We start from the raw sequence: 15,624 nt of genomic DNA on the forward strand, positions 1-15,624 counted from the left end.
AGCCTTTACCGGGTGCAGCCGCCGGCCTCCCGGGGGAGTACGCGGCCCCGGACAGGTGACTCCCGCCGCCGGACGCGGCGGCGGGGCGCTGCAACCAGAGTGGATAACAGGCCGGATCCCCGGCCGGTTAAGAGTCTGGAGAATCGAAATGTTGACTTCACTGACCACCGCACTGTCCGCAGCGGGCCTGTCCACCGCAGCCCTGTCCACCGCAGCCCTGTCCACGGCTGCGCCGGTGCCGGCCGACACGGTCGTCTACGGTCCCTGGCACGGTGCCTTTTCCCCCTGGTTCCTGTTGTTCCCGCTTTTCTGGATCCTCGTCATCGCGCTGTTCATCTTCGTGGCCCGCAGGACGTGGCGCCGCAACCACCAATGGGCGGCAGCCCAGGGGGCCGAAGGAGTGCTGCGTGAGCGCTATGCCCGGGGCGAGGTTGACGAGACCGAGTACCGGCAGCGGCTGGAGGTCCTGCGCAGCGGAGACCGACGGCAGAAATGACCGGGCCAGCCCGATGCTGACCGCGGAGCCGCCAGCCGGGGCTGGTTGCCGGGCTGTTCGCCGGGGGTGGAAGGCGGCCGAAGCACCGGCCGGCATTTGAGACAATGGGTGCATGCGAACTTTGGGCAGCTCCTCGTCATCCGCCAAACCCGCCAGGGCCGGTTTTTCGATGTTCCGGATCAGTGGGCCGGGCCTGATGGTCCTGGTGACGGCGTTCATTGTGGCCGTCATCTTCGCCGCCAACCAGAACGACGTCGTGGGCTGGGTTGTTGCCGTCATCGCCGCCTTCTGGCTGGCCCTGGCAGCGTTCGTGGTCTTCAGCATCCAACGGGCCGCCAAGAAGGCCGGTGCCAAGCTCTCCGAGGCACAAAGCGCCTTCCACACCGCAACCGGCCGCGCCCCGGCGCAGGCCTCGGCGGATCACGGCGGGACCCGGGTGGTCTACGAACGCACCGAGGCCGACGAGGTACGCGACCTGAAACTGGACCACTCCTTCAAGATCGTCCAGGTGCAGATCCGCGTGGTGGAAGAGGAGCGTGCCAAGGGCGCCGCCGCCAGCCAGGACACCATCAACCGGGCCCTCGAGACCATCGAGATCACAGCCACCAACGCCCGGGACATGATCAAGTCCTCCGGCGGCAGCGGAGAGCCGGTGACCGGAACCATCATCGACTAGAGTGGAACGGGTGAGCTCGGCATTGAACAAGGACCACCTTCGCATCGCATCAGTCAACGTCAACGGCCTCCGGGCTGCCTACAAGAACGGCATGGCGGCCTGGCTGGAGCCGCGCGAAGTGGACATCCTCTGCCTGCAGGAGGTGCGCGCCCCCGACGCGATCGTCCGGGAATTGCTCGGGGACGGCTGGCACATCCTGCACGCCGAAGCGGAAGCAAAAGGCCGCGCCGGCGTCGCCATCGCCTCCCGCCAGGAGCCGCTCGAAACCCGGAACGGCATTGGCGATGACTACTTCGCCACCGCCGGGCGCTGGGTCGAAGCCGATTTCCGCGTCCCTGACGCCGCCGGGAACCCGGTCCAGCTCACCGTTGCCAGCGCCTACGTCCACTCCGGCGAGGTGGGGACGCCCAAGCAGGACGACAAGTACCGCTTCCTGGACGTCATGAGCACCCGGCTTCCGGAGCTGACCAAGCACAGCGACCACGCCCTGGTGGTAGGGGACCTGAACATCGCCCACACGCCCCGGGACATTCGGAACTCCAAGGGCAACCTCAAGAAGGCCGGCCACCTGCCGGAGGAACGCGCCTACTTCGACCGTTTCTTTGGCGAGGAAATCGGTTGGCATGACGTCCACCGGAACCTTGCCGGCGACGTCGACGGGCCGTACACGTGGTGGTCCTGGCGCGGCAAAGCGTTCGACAACGACACCGGGTGGCGCATCGACTACCACATGGCCACTCCCGAACTGGCGGCATCCGCCATTTCGGCCGTGGTGGACCGTGCAGCCTCCTGGGACACCCGCTTCTCCGACCACGCCCCGCTGGTAGTTGACTACCAGCTCTGAGCCCGAAAGTTTTTCCATGACCACCCAGACTGCCCCCACCGCCAAGAAACGCATCCTTAGCGGCGCCAAGCCCACCGCCGATTCCCTGCACCTCGGCAACTACATCGGCGCCGTGCGCAACTGGGTGGACATGCAGGCGGAATACGACGCCGTGTTCTTCATCCCGGACCTGCATGCCATCACGGTGGATTTCGACCCCGCTGAACTGGCCAAGCGCACCCGCATTGTGGCGGCGCAGTACATCGCCGCCGGCATCGACCCGGACAAGAGCATCTTCTTTGTCCAGTCCCATGTCCCGGAACACGCGCAGCTCGCCTGGGCGCTGAACTGCATCACCGGCTTCGGTGAGGCGTCCCGGATGACGCAGTTCAAGGACAAGACCCAGAAGTCCGGCGCTGACGCCGCAACGCTGGGCCTTTTCGCCTACCCCACGCTGATGGCCGCGGATATCCTCCTGTACCAGAGCGACCTGGTGCCCGTGGGCGAGGACCAGCGGCAGCACCTGGAGCTGACCCGGAACCTCGCGCAGCGTTTCAACACCCGGTTTGGCCACACGTTCACGGTTCCCGATGCGACGATCGTGAAGGAAAGCGCCAAGATCTACGACCTCCAGAACCCCAGCGCCAAGATGTCCAAGACGGGGGAGTCCCCCAACGGGGCCATCCAGCTGCTGGAGGATCCCAAGATCGCCGCAAAGCGCATCAAGTCGGCAGTGACCGACGCCGGCACGGACATCCGCTTCGACGCCGAGGAGAAGCCCGGGGTTTCCAACCTGCTCACCATCTACTCTTCCCTCACCGGAAAGTCGGTGGCGGAACTCGAAGCCGAGTACCAGGGGAAGATGTACGGGCACCTCAAGGTAGACCTCGCAGAGGTGGTGGTGGACTTCATCACCCCGCTCCGCAACCGGACCAACGAGCTCATGGCCGATCCCGCCGAGCTTGACCGGCTGCTGGCCCTCGGCGCAGAACGCGCCCGGGAGATCGCCTCGGCCACATTGGGCCAGGTGTACCAGCGCATGGGTTTCCTGCCGTCCCTCAGCCTCGCAGGGGTCCGCTAGCGCCATGTCTTCGAGAAACGTCACCGCCAGGGGAGGTGCCTGCTCTGCCGGCCAGGCGGAGCGGACCCTGGCCGACCGCTTCGAAGACGAGTCCGGCCGCGCTGCGGCTGCCGACCATGAGCCGGCCCGAAGCGAGGAAATCAGCGTGGGCGTCATCCTGGGCTTTCCAGCCGAGATAGCCGAGGAACTGCAGCGCTGGCGGGCCTCCTTCGGCGATCCCCTGGCCGACGTGGTGCCCGCGCACATCACGCTGGTGACCACCACCCCCACCCAGGACTGGGACGCTACCCGCCGGCATGTCCGCGAGGTGGCCCGCTGCCAGAGTCCCTTCATGGTCACCATTGCCGGGACGGGAACCTTCCGGCCCGTCTCACCCGTGGTCTTCATCAACGTCGAAGACGGGTTTGATCATTGCGTGGACCTGCACCGCAAGCTGCAGCAGGGTCCGCTCCACCGCGAACTGCCCTTCGCCTACCATCCCCACGTCACCATCGCCCACGATGTTGCCCCGGAAAGCCTGGATGAGGCCGAAACGGTGCTGAAGAACTACAGGGCCACCTTCCCCGTGGTTAGCATGGGACTCTATGAGCATGATGCCGACGGCATCTGGCAGCTACGGGAAGAGCTGGACTTTGGGACCGAAACTGACAACCACGCAGGCACCCGCTTCACGGACGCCGCCGAGGACGCCCCAACCGACGCAGGGTAACCAGCAGCCGCTGCCCACCGAACACGCCAAGCTGAAGCTGGAAGTCATCCAGAAGCGGATGGAGTGGAACCGGGCCCGCAGGTCCGGCGGGAAGTTCGGGGCCCTGATGGCTCTGGTGCAGTGGCTCACCGCCCGGCTGAACGTCCTGCGGCCATTGCGCGCGTTCAGGCATTACACCCTCCACTACGGCCCGCTGATGAGCGCCGGCATCGGCTTTAACATGTTCTTTTCCATCACCGGCCTCCTGGCCACCGGGTTCTCCATTGCCGGCCTGGTGCTGCGCGGCCAGCCCGCGCTGCTGGACACGATCATCAGCAGCGTGGCAGCCAGCGCCCCCGGCCTTTTGAAGGTCAACGGCGGGGAGGGCCTGGTGGATCCCAAGGACCTGCTCGATCCCAGCGGACTGGGCTGGACTGCGCTGATCAGTGCCGTGGTCACCATCGTCACGTCCCTCGGCTGGATCAACGGGCTCCGGGACGGCCTCCGCGGCGTCCTGCAGCTGCCGCCGCTGACGGTCAACCCCATCCTGATGAAGCTGCGCGACTCCGGCACCCTGCTGCTGCTGGGCACGGCCCTGGTCATCAGTGCCGGCGCCTCCCTGGTCTTCGGCACCGCTGCCGGATGGGTCGCGGACTTCCTGCACCTCAGTGATGCCGTCGCCGGCCCCCTCACCACGTCCGTGAAGATCGTCGTGCCGCTGGTCCTGAACTGGGTCACGGCACTGATCATGTTCCGGCTGGCGGCAGGGTTGAAGCTGTCCCGCCAGGCCCTGCTCGAAGGCACCATCCTGGCGGCCGTGGGCACCACCGTCCTGCAGATTTTCAGCACCGAGCTGCTTGGCGGCGCCAGCCGGAATCCCATCCTGGCGCCGTTTGCCATCATTATCGGCCTGCTCATCTGGTTCAACCTGGTCAGCCAGGTCTACCTTGTCTCGGCAGGGTGGTCCGCCGTCCGCGAGGCCGACCTGGAGTCCGGGGCAGCGCCGCGGAAGGCGATTCTCGGGGCCCGGCGGGCGACGCCCCAGACCTGATCCTCTGCAGCCCCCCAGCGGCGGGAGGCGCCGGGGTCAGGCAGTGGCTGCATCCAGGTACTGGTCGGCCCAGGCTGCGATGATCCTCGCCGCACGGGCAGCCTGGCCCTTGCCGGTCAGGAGGTGGTCGCTTCCCTCCAGGGAGACGAAATTCCGCGGGTGCCGGGCGGTCTGGAAGATGGTGCTCGCATTTTCGATCCCCACGGTGTTGTCGGTGGGGGAGTGCAGGACCATCAGCGGCTTATGCAGCTGCCTGATGCAGTCCGTCAGGTCAGCATTCTCCAGGTCCTCCACGAAGTGCCGGCGGATCTCCACACGCTTGCCGCCCAGGTCCACCTCGGCGCTGCCCTCACTCAGGATCCTGTCGAGCGCGGCATCGAACACGTGGGCCACGTGCTTGGGCGAGAAGGGCGCCCCCACCGTGGCCACGGCATCGAGTTCCGGAATCTCCCGTGCAGCGGCAAGGACAGCCGCGCCGCCGAACGAATGGCCCACCAGCAGTGAGATTTCCTTGCCCTCACCGCGCATGAACTCCGCCGCCTTCACCGTGTCAGCCACCTTGTGGCTGAACGAACCCGCCGACCATTCCCCGGCGGAGCCACCCAGGCCCAGGTTGTCGAAGCGCAGCATGCCGATGCCGCTGTCCGCCAGCGCCTTGCACATCCTGGCGGCGGAGGGGCTGTCCTTGCCCAGCGTAAAGCCGTGCGAAAAGACGCCCCAGCCCTTCACAGGACCTTCGGGGAGATCAATGATGCCGGACAGCATCTCGCCGGTGGAACCGGCGAATGTGACCTTCTCTGTGCGGGACACGGTGTCCCCTTCCTTTTCGTGCGTGACGTGTGTCCGGTGGTTGAGCCCGTCGAAGCCAGGATTTCGACAGGCTCAACCACCGGGGGAAATACGACGACGGCGCCGCCACCACACGTGGTGAGCGACGCCGTCGGCCGTTTTATCTGGAGCTGAAGGTGCTAGATCCTGCGGGCCAGGATGGCCTGCTTGACCTCCGCGATGGCCTGCGTGACCTGGATGCCGCGGGGGCATGCCTCGGTGCAGTTGAAGGTGGTGCGGCAGCGCCACACGCCTTCCTTGTCATTGAGGATTTCCAGGCGCATATCGCCGGCGTCATCACGGGAGTCGAAGATGAAGCGGTGTGCGTTCACGATCGCGGCGGGGCCGAAGTACTGCCCGTCCGTCCAGAACACCGGGCAGGAGGACGTGCACGCGGCGCAAAGGATGCACTTGGTGGTGTCATCAAAGCGCTCACGGTCCTCCGCGGACTGCAGGCGCTCCCGGGTGGGCTCGTGGCCCTTGTTGATGAGGAAGGGCATGACCTCGCGGTACGACTGGAAGAAAGGCTCCATGTCCACGATCAGGTCCTTCTCCACCGGGAGGCCCTTGATGGGTTCCACGGTGATGGGCTTGGACGTATCCAGGTCCTTCAGCAGGGTCTTGCAGGCAAGGCGGTTGCGGCCGTTGATGCGCATGGCATCCGAGCCGCACACGCCGTGTGCGCAGGAGCGGCGGAAGGACAGCGTGCCGTCCGTTTCCCACTTGACCTTATGCAGGGCGTCAAGGACACGGTCCGTGCCGTACATGGTCAGGTGGAAGTCGTCCCAGGTTGCTTCCTCGGAAACCTCCGGGTTGTAGCGGCGGACGCGCAGGTGGACGTCGAACGAGGGGATTTCCCCGGCCCCGCCAACGCCGGCAGGAAGTTCAACCTTTGAGGCTGGCTCAGCGATTTCAGCGGTCATCTTAGTACTTCCTTACCATCGGCTCGTAGCGGGTAAAGACAACCGGCTTGGTGGCCAGGCGGATACCGGCGATTGATTCCGCCGATCCGTCAGCCGGCGCATGGTCATCCTTGTACGCCATGGAGTGCTTCATGAATTTCTCGTCGTCACGCTCGGGGAAGTCCTCGCGGAAGTGTCCGCCGCGGGATTCCTCGCGGTGCAGGGCGGCCACGGTCATCACCTTGGCCAGTTCCAGCAGGAAGCCGAGTTCAACGGCCTCGAGCAGGTCCAGGTTGAAGCGCTTGCCCTTGTCCTGGACGTTGATGCGCTTGTAGCGCTCCTCGAAGGATGCAATGTCGCGCAGCACCTGGTTCAGGGTGTCCGCGGTCCGGAACACCTGCATGTTGGCGTCCATGGTGTCCTGCAGTTCCTTGCGGATCTGGGCCACCTTTTCGTCGCCGGTGCCGTTGCGGGCAATGTCCAGCAGTTCGGTGGTGTAGCCCAGCGGGTTCTCCGGCAGTTCCACGAACTCGGCGGTCTTGGAGTACTCGGCGGCGGCGATGCCCGCGCGCTTGCCGAAGACGTTGATGTCCAGCAGCGAGTTGGTGCCCAGGCGGTTGGAGCCGTGGACGGACACGCAGGCCACTTCGCCGGCGGCGTAGAGGCCCGGGATCACGGTGTCGTTGTCCTGCAGGACCTCGGCGCTGATGTTGGTGGGAATGCCACCCATGGCGTAGTGCGCGGTGGGGAACACCGGCACGGGCTCCGTGTACGGTTCCACACCCAGGTAGGTGCGGGCGAACTCGGTGATGTCCGGGAGCTTGGCGTCGATATGGGCCGGCTCCAGGTGGGTCAGGTCCAGGAGGACGTAGTCCTTGTTCGGGCCGCAGCCGCGGCCTTCGCGGACCTCGTTGGCCATGGAGCGGGCCACGATGTCACGCGGCGCCAGGTCCTTGATGGTGGGGGCGTAGCGCTCCATGAAGCGTTCGCCCTCGGAGTTGCGAAGGATTGCGCCTTCGCCGCGGGCGGCTTCGGAGAGCAGGATGCCCAGGCCGGCAAGGCCTGTCGGGTGGAACTGGAAGAACTCCATGTCTTCCAGGGGGATGCCGCGGCGGAACGCGATGCCCATGCCGTCGCCGGTCAGGGTGTGGGCGTTGGACGTGGTCTTGAAGACCTTGCCGGCGCCACCGGAGGCGAACACTACGGACTTGGCCTGGAAAACGTGCAGTTCACCGGAAGCGAGGTCGTAGGAGACGACGCCGGCCACGCGCTTCTGCTTGTAAGGGGTGCCGTCTTCGCGGACAGCGTCCTCTTCAACCGTCAGCAGGTCCAGCACGTAGTACTCGTTGTAGAACTCAACGTTGTGCTTGACGCAGTTCTGGTACAGGGTCTGCAGGATCATGTGGCCGGTGCGGTCAGCGGCGTAGCATGCGCGGCGGACCGGGGCCTTGCCGTGGTCGCGGGTGTGGCCGCCGAAGCGGCGCTGGTCGATGCGGCCTTCGGGCGTGCGGTTGAACGGCAGGCCCATCTTTTCCAGGTCCAGCACGGCGTCGATGGCTTCCTTGGCCATGACCTCGGCGGCGTCCTGGTCAACCAGGTAGTCACCGCCCTTGACGGTGTCGAACGTGTGCCATTCCCAGTTGTCTTCCTCGACATTGGCAAGGGCTGCACACATGCCACCCTGTGCCGCACCCGTGTGCGAGCGGGTGGGGTATAGCTTGGTCAGTACTGCTGTGCGCGCGCGCTGACCGGATTCGATCGCGGCGCGCATGCCAGCGCCACCGGCACCGACGATGACGACGTCGTACTTATGGACCTGCATACCAGACGCTCTTTCTCTCAAAATTCGCTATGAAACAACGGGGCGGCTTTGCCTGCTCCGCAAAACAGGGCCCGCGGATAAGCCCGCGGGCCCGGGGATGTGCCAGTGCTAGGCAGGGCAGAAACCACCCGGAAGGGCGACGCCGTTGACCACGGGGCACGGGTTGAAGGTGAAGATCACCAGGGTGCCCAGGAGGATGATGACCACTGCGGCTGCGTAAAGAACGGTTTTCAGCCAACGCCGGGTGGAGGTCTTCTCGGCGTAGTCGTTGATGATGGTCCGGACGCCGTTGCTGCCGTGCAGCATGGCCAGCCAGAGCATGGCGAGGTCCCAGAACTGCCAGAACGGATCCGCCCATTTGCCGGCCACGAAGCCGAAGTCGATGGCGTGGATGCCCTCGCCGACCATGAGGTTCACGAACAGGTGGCCGAAGATCAGCACCACCAGCACCACGCCGGAGAGACGCATGAACAGCCAGGCGATCATCTCGAAGTTGCCCTTGGAACCGCCGCTGCGGCGGTACTGGGGAGCGACGCGCCCGCTGCGGGGGCTCTCGATCGTTGCAGTCATGGCTTAGTGACCTCCGAGGGCGAGGGACAGGTGGCGGATGGAGAAGGCAAGCATGGTCACAAGCCAAAGCGCCAGGACTGCCCACAGCATCTGCCGCTGGTACTTGGCGCCCTTCTTCCAGAAGTCGACCGCGATGATCCGCAGGCCATTGAAGGCGTGGAAGACGATGGCGGCAACAAGGCCGGTCTCACCCAGCGCCATCAGCGGATTCTTGTAGGCGCCGATCACGGCGGTGTAGGCCTCCGGTGACACACGCACCAAGGAGGTGTCCAGGACGTGGACCAACAAGAAGAAAAAGATCACTACACCGGTAATACGGTGTCCTACCCAGGACCACATGCCTTCACGGCCGCGGTACAAGGTGCCAGCTGGTTTTGTCGGCACTGATAAACCTCCCTGCAACACAGCGGCGCTGGCATGAGATCCATGCGGGGGGAACGCCTGCTGCGAGAGCACTCGTAGCTCAGGCCTAAATCTAGGCTTCGCTAACAGCTTATTCAATTTAGTCGTTTGTTGGAGCCCAGTACTGGAGCGGATTTTGCGGGGAAATGAGACAAACGCCACATCATTGCGGACGTCCGGGCCCGTAAGCGGCCCAAAAGCGGGGCCCATCCGCCGGTACAGGAGCCGCCAGCGGCCCTTCGGCTAAAGTAGCCGTGATGAGTACAGACAAAGTGACAAGCCCGGCTTCACCCATTGACCGCTTCATTGCGGTGATTCCGGCAGGCGGAGTGGGGACCCGCCTCTGGCCCCTGTCACGAGCAGCAGCTCCCAAGTTCCTTCACGATCTCACGGGATCGGGCAGCACGTTGCTGCGCGCCACCTACGACCGGCTGCACCCCCTCGCGGGCGACCGGATGCTGGTGGTGACAGGGCAGGCCCACCGCGCAGCCGTGTGCCGCCAGCTCCCTGAGGTCCGCGACTCGGACCTGGTCCTTGAGTCGGAGCCAAAAGACTCGGGTGCGGCGATCGGCCTCGCGGCGGCAATCCTGCACGAACGCGATCCCGACACCATCATGGGGTCCTTCGCCGCAGACCAGGTGATCAGCCCGGACGACCTTTTCCAGGAGGCGGTGCGGGAAGCGATCCATACTGCCGCCGCGGGCAAGATCGTGACCATCGGCATCAAGCCCACCCACCCCTCCACCGGCTTCGGCTACATCCGCTCCGGCAAGGCCCTGCACATCGACGGCGCACCCAGCGCCCACGACGTCGTCGAGTTCGTCGAAAAGCCGGACGAGGTCGTGGCCCAGCAGTACGTGGACAGCGGGGACTATGTCTGGAATGCCGGCATGTTCGTGGCGCCCGTGTCGCTGATGCTCAAGCACCTCGAAGCCAACCAGCCCGAACTCTTCCAGGGCCTGCAGGAAATCGCGCGGGCCTGGGATACGCCCCAGCGCGACGAGGTGACGGCCCGGATCTGGCCCACCCTGCCCAAGATCGCCATCGACTACGCGGTGGCAGAGCCCGCCGCCGAAGCCGGGGACGTCGCCGTCGTGCCCGGCACCTTCCGCTGGGACGACGTAGGCGACTTCGCCTCGGTTGGCCGCCTCAACAGCGCCAAGGAAGTGGATGACGTCACTGTCCTTGGCGAAGGCGCCCGCGTGTTCACCGAGAACTCAAGCGGCGTTGTTGTCACCGACACCAAGCGCGTCATCGCGCTGATCGGTATCCAGGATGTTGTCATCGTGGATACGCCGGACGCCCTCCTGGTGACCACCATGGCCAATTCCCAGCGCGTGAAGGCCGCCGTGGATGCGCTCAAGGCGAGCGGGGACACGGACGTCCTCTGACTGGAAATCCTGCCGGCGCCACGGTGCCGGCAGGGCCGGAATGTAATGCGTCGTCAGGGAATGGGCGCTAAACCGCCACCCTCGCTAGAGTGAAACAGTGCGCAATTACACTACTGAAGCCGAGCCCACCGCCCTGGTGGCCCCCTGGCTCGAACCGCTCCTGCCGGACCTGATCGAATTCCGCCGGGACCTGCATGCGCACCCGGAACTGTCCTTCAAGGAATTCCGCACCACCGACAAGCTCGCCGAGCGGCTCGAAGCCGCAGGATTGAGCCCCCGCCGCCTCGAGGGCACCGGCCTGACGGTGGACGTAGGCGAGGGGCCCATCGCCACAGCGCTGCGCGGCGACATCGATGCCCTGCCCATCATCGAGGAGACGGGCCTGCCCTTCGCTTCGAAGAACCACGGTGTCACCCACGCCTGCGGCCACGATGTGCACACCACCACCATGCTGGGCATCGCCCTGGTACTGCACCGTATGCACCAGGAAACGCCCCTCGGCGCCACCGTCCGCATCATCTTCCAGCCCGCCGAAGAAACCATGCCCGGGGGAGCGCATGCCTGCATCGAGCAGGGTGTCCTGGACGGCGTCCCCCGGATCCTCGCGCTGCACTGCGACCCCCGCATCGAAGTGGGAAAAGTAGGCACCCGGATCGGGGCCATCACCTCCGCGTCTGACACCATCCGGATCGAACTGTCCGGGCGCGGCGGCCACACGTCCCGGCCGCACCTCACCGAGGACCTGGTGTTCGCGCTGGCACAGATCGCCATCAATGTCCCGGCCGTCCTGTCCCGGCGGGTGGATGTCCGGAGCGGCGTTTCGGTGGTGTGGGGCCAGATCACGGCGGGCTCGGCCCCCAACGCCATCCCCGGCACCGGCTACATGGCAGGCACCATGCGCTGCCTGGACCGGGACGCGTGGCACGCCGCCGGTGAACTGCTGGACGAAGTGGTGCACCAGGTGGCCGCACCCTACGGCGTTGACGTTCACCTTGAACACACCAGGGGAGTGCCGCCGGTGGTCAACTCCGAACATGAGACAGCCATCATCGAAGCGGCCGCCCGCGCTGAAATCGGCGAGAGCGCCGTGGTCCTGACGCCCCAGTCCATGGGCGGCGAGGACTTCGCCTGGTTCCTCGCTGAACTTCCCGGCGCCATGATGCGCCTGGGCACCAAAACGCCCGGCGGCGAGGATTACGACCTGCACCGCGGCGACTACATCCTGGATGAGCGCGCCCTGGGCCTCGGCATCAGGGTGCTCACCGCCGCCGCCCTGCGCACCATCCGCGACCTGGAGCCGGCACCCCTGTCCTAGCCGGGGCGCGGGCCGGGGCACGCCAGGTGGTGCCGGCCCGCCGCCGGGAAAGTACGACGGCGGAACATGCCTCGGGTGCCGGCGCCATAGGTAAGTTGTGCACAACTGAATTGTGCGTTACCGTTATTGCATGACCGAAGCACCCCGCCTGGGCCGGCAAGTATGTTTTGCGCTGTACTCGGCGTCCCGGGCAGCCACCGCCGTTTACCGGCCGGTGCTGGACGAGCTGGGCCTCACCTATCCGCAGTACCTGGTCATGCTGGTGTTGTGGGAAAGCGAGCCCCGGGGCGTCAAGGAACTCGGTGGGGAACTCGGCCTTGATTCAGGCACGCTCTCGCCCCTCCTCAAGCGCCTGGAGGCGCTCGGGCTGGTGGAACGCCGGCGCTCCGGCGAGGACGAGCGCCGCGTCGCGATCCACCTCACGCCGGCCGGACGGAAGCTCAGTGAACCGGCCCGGGCCATCCCGCAGCGGTTGGCCGACGCCGCAGGGCTCTCCCTGGACGAACTGGAACAGCTGCGCTCCACCCTGGGCAAGCTCACGTCCGCGCTGCACGAATCCCTCTGACCGCTGAACCAGGCACCATTCCATCTACAGGACGGACTCTTTTCGTGAAGACTCTTTATACCGCCGAGGCGCTGGCTTCAGGCGAAGGCCGTGACGGCACCGCACGCAGCAACGACGGACGGCTGGCTGTGGACCTGGCCAGCCCCGCCGAACTCGGCGGCAGCGGACAAGGCACCAACCCCGAACAGCTCTTCGCCGCCGGCTATGCCGCCTGCTTCCATTCCGCGCTGCGGCTGGTTGGCCGCAAGGCAGGCGCAGACCTGACGGACTCGGCCGTCGCGGCAAAAATCCACCTTGGGCAACTGGACGGCGGAGCGGGCTTCGGGCTGGCCGCCGAACTGGAAATTGCCCTCCCCGCCCTGGACCTTGCCACCGCCGAAGACCTGGTGGCCAAGGCGCACCAGGTCTGCCCCTATTCGAACGCCACCCGCGGCAACATCAATGTCGACCTCAAGATCCTGGAGTACGCAGCATGAGCACAGCCCTCGCAACCACCACCCGCGAAATCCGCCTCGCCTCCCGCCCCGTGGGACGCCCCACCGATGACAACTTCGAGCTGGCCGAGTCAGCCCTGCCCGCCCTCGAAGACGGCCAGATCCTGGTGCGCAACCTGTTCATGTCCGTGGACCCCTACATGCGGGGCCGCATGAACGACGTCAAGTCCTACTCCGCACCCTTCGCCGTGGGCAAAGCGCTCGACGGCGGCGCCGTGGGTGAGGTGGTCGCGTCCCGTTCGTCGGCACACCAGGAAGGCGACGTCGTCGTCCATGCCCTGGGCTGGCGCGAGTACGCCGTGGTGGACGGCAGCGCCGCCACCCCCGCCCGCACGGACCTGGCCCCGGCTTCGGCCTTCCTCGGCGCCCTGGGCATGACCGGGCTGACGGCGTACGCCGGCCTGCTGAAGGTTGCAGAATTCAAGCCGGGGGACGCGGTGTTCGTCTCCGGTGCGGCCGGCGCGGTGGGTTCCCTGGTGGGCCAGATCGCCAAGGCCATGGGCGCCTCACGGGTCATCGGCTCTGCCGGCTCGCCCGCCAAGGTGGCCCGCCTCCTGGAGCTCGGCTTCGACGCCGCCTTCGACTACCACGACGGTCCGGTCGTGGAGCAGCTGGCGAAGGCCGCAGGCCCGGCCGGCATCGACGTCTACTTCGACAACGTTGGCGGTGAACACCTGGCGGCTGCCCTGGCGGTCCTCAACGTTGGCGGCCGGGTGGCGATGTGCGGTGCAATCGCGCAGTACAACTCCACCGAGCCCACTCCCGCGCCGCACAACCTGATGCAGGCCATCGGCAAGCAGCTGACCCTGCGCGGCTTCCTGGTGGGCGGCCAGCGGCAGCACGCGGCGGAGTTCGCGGAGAAGATGGCAGGCTGGCTTGCGGACGGAACCGTGCGTTACGACGAGACGATCGTGGACGGGCTGGAGAACGCGCCGAAGGCATTCATGGACCTCCTGGACGGGGCAAACACCGGCAAAATGCTGGTCCGGCTGTAGCCGCAGCAGGAACGTACCAAGCAGTAGGGGCACCGCTTTCGCGGTGCCCCTACTGCTTGGTAACAACTTGTAAACAATCTCCCGGATGGGCTCCCGCCGTGCTATGGGGACGTGGCGCAGGCCACTAAAGTAAGTGCCATCAGTGCGCTCCGGCGCAGTGCTGCGTGCCTTCAGTGAAAACAGAATTTCAGCGCCGAAACGGACACTCATTGAATTCCAGCCCGTAGCGCCACTCGCATCATCCCTGGAGGAAAATTGAAGAAATCACTGCGTGCCAGCTTCAAGCGCGGTTCAATGGCCGGCGTGGCCACCCTCGGTGCGTCCGCGCTCGTGCTCACCGCCTGCGGTGCAGCCCCCGAAGCCGGAAGTACCGCATCCGCAGGTGCCAGCGACTACACGGGCTGCATCGTTTCGGACTCCGGCGGATTCGACGACCAGTCCTTCAACCAGTCCTCCTACGAGGGCCTGAAGAAGACCGAGAAGGACCTGGGCATCAAGGTCAACCAGATCGAGTCCAAGACCAACAACGACTTCGAGCCCAACCTGCGCGCCATGGTCACCGCCGGCTGCAACCTGACCATCACGGTCGGCTTCCTGCTGGGCGACGCCACAAAGGCACAGGCTACCGCCAACCCGGACAAGCACTTCGCCATCATCGACTTTGGCTACGACCAGCCCATCAGCAACGTCAAGCCGATCATCTACGACACCGCCCAGGCAGCATTCCTGGCCGGCTACCTGGCAGCAGGAACCACCAAGACCGGAACCGTGGCCACCTTCGGCGGCATCAAGATCCCCACTGTCACCATCTTCATGGACGGCTACGCGGACGGTGTGAAGTACTACAACCAGCAAAAGGGCAAGAACGTCAAGCTCCTGGGCTGGAACAAGGATGCCCAGGACGGCAGCTTCACCGGTGACTTCGAAAAGCAGGACGTCGGAAAGCAGCTGACCAAGAACTTCCTTGACCAGGGCGCGGACATCGTCATGCCGGTGGCCGGTCCCGTGGGCAAGGGCGCAGGAGCCGCGCTCAACGAAGCCAAGGCTGCCGGCAAGGACGTCAAGCTCATCTGGGTTGACTCCGACGGCTACCTCACCGCCCCCGACTACAAGGGCATCATGCTCTCCTCCGTCATGAAGCAGATGGGCGAAGCCGTGGAGACCGTGGTCTCCGAGGACAAGGACGGCAAGTTCAACAGCACCCCGTACGTGGGCACGCTCGCCAACGACGGCGTGCAGCTGGCGCCTTTCCACGACCTCGATTCCCAGGTCCCCGCGGAACTGAAGACCGATCTTGAGAAGATCAAGAAGGACATTGTCGACGGCAAGCTGAAGGTCGAGTCCGCGGCCAGCCCCAAGGCCTGATCCCTCCAGGAAGCGCCGCCGCCGGTCCGTCACCCACTGGCCGGCCGGTGGCGCTTTTTGCTGGCCCAACGTTTACCGCGCGCGGCCGGCTCCTCCCGGTGCTGCAGCTACTAGGCTGGTGCTGCAGCCAGATATCCCGTCCGGTCTGATCACCGGACGC

General features: G+C 65.7%; 17 protein-coding genes. 12 read left to right on the plus strand and 5 right to left on the minus strand.

What is annotated here, in order from left to right; translation table 11 throughout:
• Positions 1 to 148 precede the first annotated feature (148 nt).
• The 6 genes from ACZ9J7_RS12980 to ACZ9J7_RS13005 all read left to right on the plus strand — a co-directional run bounded on the left by ACZ9J7_RS12980 (position 149) and on the right by ACZ9J7_RS13005 (position 4,815).
• The gene (locus ACZ9J7_RS12980; RefSeq protein ID WP_476209932.1) at positions 149 to 496 is read left to right on the plus strand and encodes an SHOCT domain-containing protein; all 348 of its coding nucleotides are present in this window, start codon (positions 149 to 151) and stop codon (positions 494 to 496) included.
• Positions 497 to 608: 112 nt separating this feature from the next.
• A complete protein-coding gene (locus tag ACZ9J7_RS12985) occupies positions 609 to 1,172 on the plus strand; it encodes a hypothetical protein (protein WP_476209933.1) in 564 nt (187 codons plus the stop codon).
• Between the two features lie 10 nt (positions 1,173 to 1,182).
• Positions 1,183 to 2,016 carry an exodeoxyribonuclease III gene (locus tag ACZ9J7_RS12990; protein ID WP_476209935.1) on the plus strand — a complete coding sequence of 278 codons (834 nt, stop codon included), beginning with the start codon at positions 1,183 to 1,185 and terminating at the stop codon, positions 2,014 to 2,016.
• Positions 2,017 to 2,032: 16 nt separating this feature from the next.
• The gene (gene trpS, locus ACZ9J7_RS12995) at positions 2,033 to 3,076 is read left to right on the plus strand and encodes a tryptophan--tRNA ligase (RefSeq protein ID WP_476209937.1); all 1,044 of its coding nucleotides are present in this window, start codon (positions 2,033 to 2,035) and stop codon (positions 3,074 to 3,076) included.
• 4 nt (positions 3,077 to 3,080) lie between these two features.
• Positions 3,081 to 3,785 (plus strand): 2'-5' RNA ligase family protein, encoded by a 705-nt coding sequence (locus ACZ9J7_RS13000; protein ID WP_476209938.1) that lies wholly within the window; start codon positions 3,081 to 3,083, stop codon positions 3,783 to 3,785.
• A 58-nt stretch (positions 3,786 to 3,843) separates the two neighbouring features.
• The gene (locus ACZ9J7_RS13005; RefSeq protein ID WP_476211853.1) at positions 3,844 to 4,815 is read left to right on the plus strand and encodes a YihY/virulence factor BrkB family protein; all 972 of its coding nucleotides are present in this window, start codon (positions 3,844 to 3,846) and stop codon (positions 4,813 to 4,815) included.
• Positions 4,816 to 4,851: 36 nt separating this feature from the next.
• Here ACZ9J7_RS13005 and ACZ9J7_RS13010 read toward each other — a convergent pair whose 3' ends face one another.
• From ACZ9J7_RS13010 to sdhC, 5 genes are all read right to left on the minus strand, one after another.
• Positions 4,852 to 5,625: an alpha/beta hydrolase family protein gene (locus tag ACZ9J7_RS13010; protein WP_476209939.1), complete on the minus strand. Its 774-nt coding sequence runs from the start codon at positions 5,623 to 5,625 to the stop codon at positions 4,852 to 4,854.
• A 158-nt stretch (positions 5,626 to 5,783) separates the two neighbouring features.
• Positions 5,784 to 6,566: a succinate dehydrogenase iron-sulfur subunit gene (locus ACZ9J7_RS13015; protein WP_476209940.1), complete on the minus strand. Its 783-nt coding sequence runs from the start codon at positions 6,564 to 6,566 to the stop codon at positions 5,784 to 5,786.
• Position 6,567: 1 nt separating this feature from the next.
• Positions 6,568 to 8,367 (minus strand): succinate dehydrogenase flavoprotein subunit, encoded by a 1,800-nt coding sequence (gene sdhA, locus ACZ9J7_RS13020; protein ID WP_476209941.1) that lies wholly within the window; start codon positions 8,365 to 8,367, stop codon positions 6,568 to 6,570.
• A gap of 108 nt (positions 8,368 to 8,475) precedes the next feature.
• Positions 8,476 to 8,937 (minus strand): succinate dehydrogenase hydrophobic membrane anchor subunit, encoded by a 462-nt coding sequence (locus ACZ9J7_RS13025; RefSeq protein WP_141181015.1) that lies wholly within the window; start codon positions 8,935 to 8,937, stop codon positions 8,476 to 8,478.
• A 3-nt stretch (positions 8,938 to 8,940) separates the two neighbouring features.
• Positions 8,941 to 9,321 (minus strand): succinate dehydrogenase, cytochrome b556 subunit, encoded by a 381-nt coding sequence (gene sdhC / locus ACZ9J7_RS13030; protein ID WP_476209942.1) that lies wholly within the window; start codon positions 9,319 to 9,321, stop codon positions 8,941 to 8,943.
• A gap of 275 nt (positions 9,322 to 9,596) precedes the next feature.
• On the opposite strand from sdhC, the gene ACZ9J7_RS13035 reads away from it, so the two are divergent.
• The 6 genes from ACZ9J7_RS13035 to ACZ9J7_RS13060 all read left to right on the plus strand — a co-directional run bounded on the left by ACZ9J7_RS13035 (position 9,597) and on the right by ACZ9J7_RS13060 (position 15,464).
• Positions 9,597 to 10,730: a mannose-1-phosphate guanylyltransferase gene (locus ACZ9J7_RS13035; RefSeq protein ID WP_476209944.1), complete on the plus strand. Its 1,134-nt coding sequence runs from the start codon at positions 9,597 to 9,599 to the stop codon at positions 10,728 to 10,730.
• Positions 10,731 to 10,827: 97 nt separating this feature from the next.
• On the plus strand, positions 10,828 to 12,045 hold the full coding sequence (locus ACZ9J7_RS13040) for an amidohydrolase (protein WP_476209946.1): 1,218 nt from the start codon (positions 10,828 to 10,830) through the stop codon (positions 12,043 to 12,045).
• A 130-nt stretch (positions 12,046 to 12,175) separates the two neighbouring features.
• Positions 12,176 to 12,610: a MarR family winged helix-turn-helix transcriptional regulator gene (locus ACZ9J7_RS13045; protein WP_476209948.1), complete on the plus strand. Its 435-nt coding sequence runs from the start codon at positions 12,176 to 12,178 to the stop codon at positions 12,608 to 12,610.
• 44 nt (positions 12,611 to 12,654) lie between these two features.
• Positions 12,655 to 13,086, plus strand: a complete 432-nt coding sequence (locus ACZ9J7_RS13050; RefSeq protein ID WP_387559671.1) for an organic hydroperoxide resistance protein — start codon at positions 12,655 to 12,657, stop codon at positions 13,084 to 13,086.
• A complete protein-coding gene (locus ACZ9J7_RS13055; RefSeq protein ID WP_476209950.1) occupies positions 13,083 to 14,099 on the plus strand; it encodes an NADP-dependent oxidoreductase in 1,017 nt (338 codons plus the stop codon). The genes ACZ9J7_RS13050 and ACZ9J7_RS13055 overlap by 4 nt, the downstream gene beginning before the upstream one ends.
• A gap of 255 nt (positions 14,100 to 14,354) precedes the next feature.
• Complete coding sequence (locus ACZ9J7_RS13060) at positions 14,355 to 15,464, plus strand: BMP family lipoprotein (protein ID WP_476209951.1); 1,110 nt, start codon at positions 14,355 to 14,357, stop codon at positions 15,462 to 15,464.
• Positions 15,465 to 15,624 lie beyond the last annotated feature (160 nt).

Source organism: Pseudarthrobacter sp. TE9888 (genome assembly GCF_056279345.1).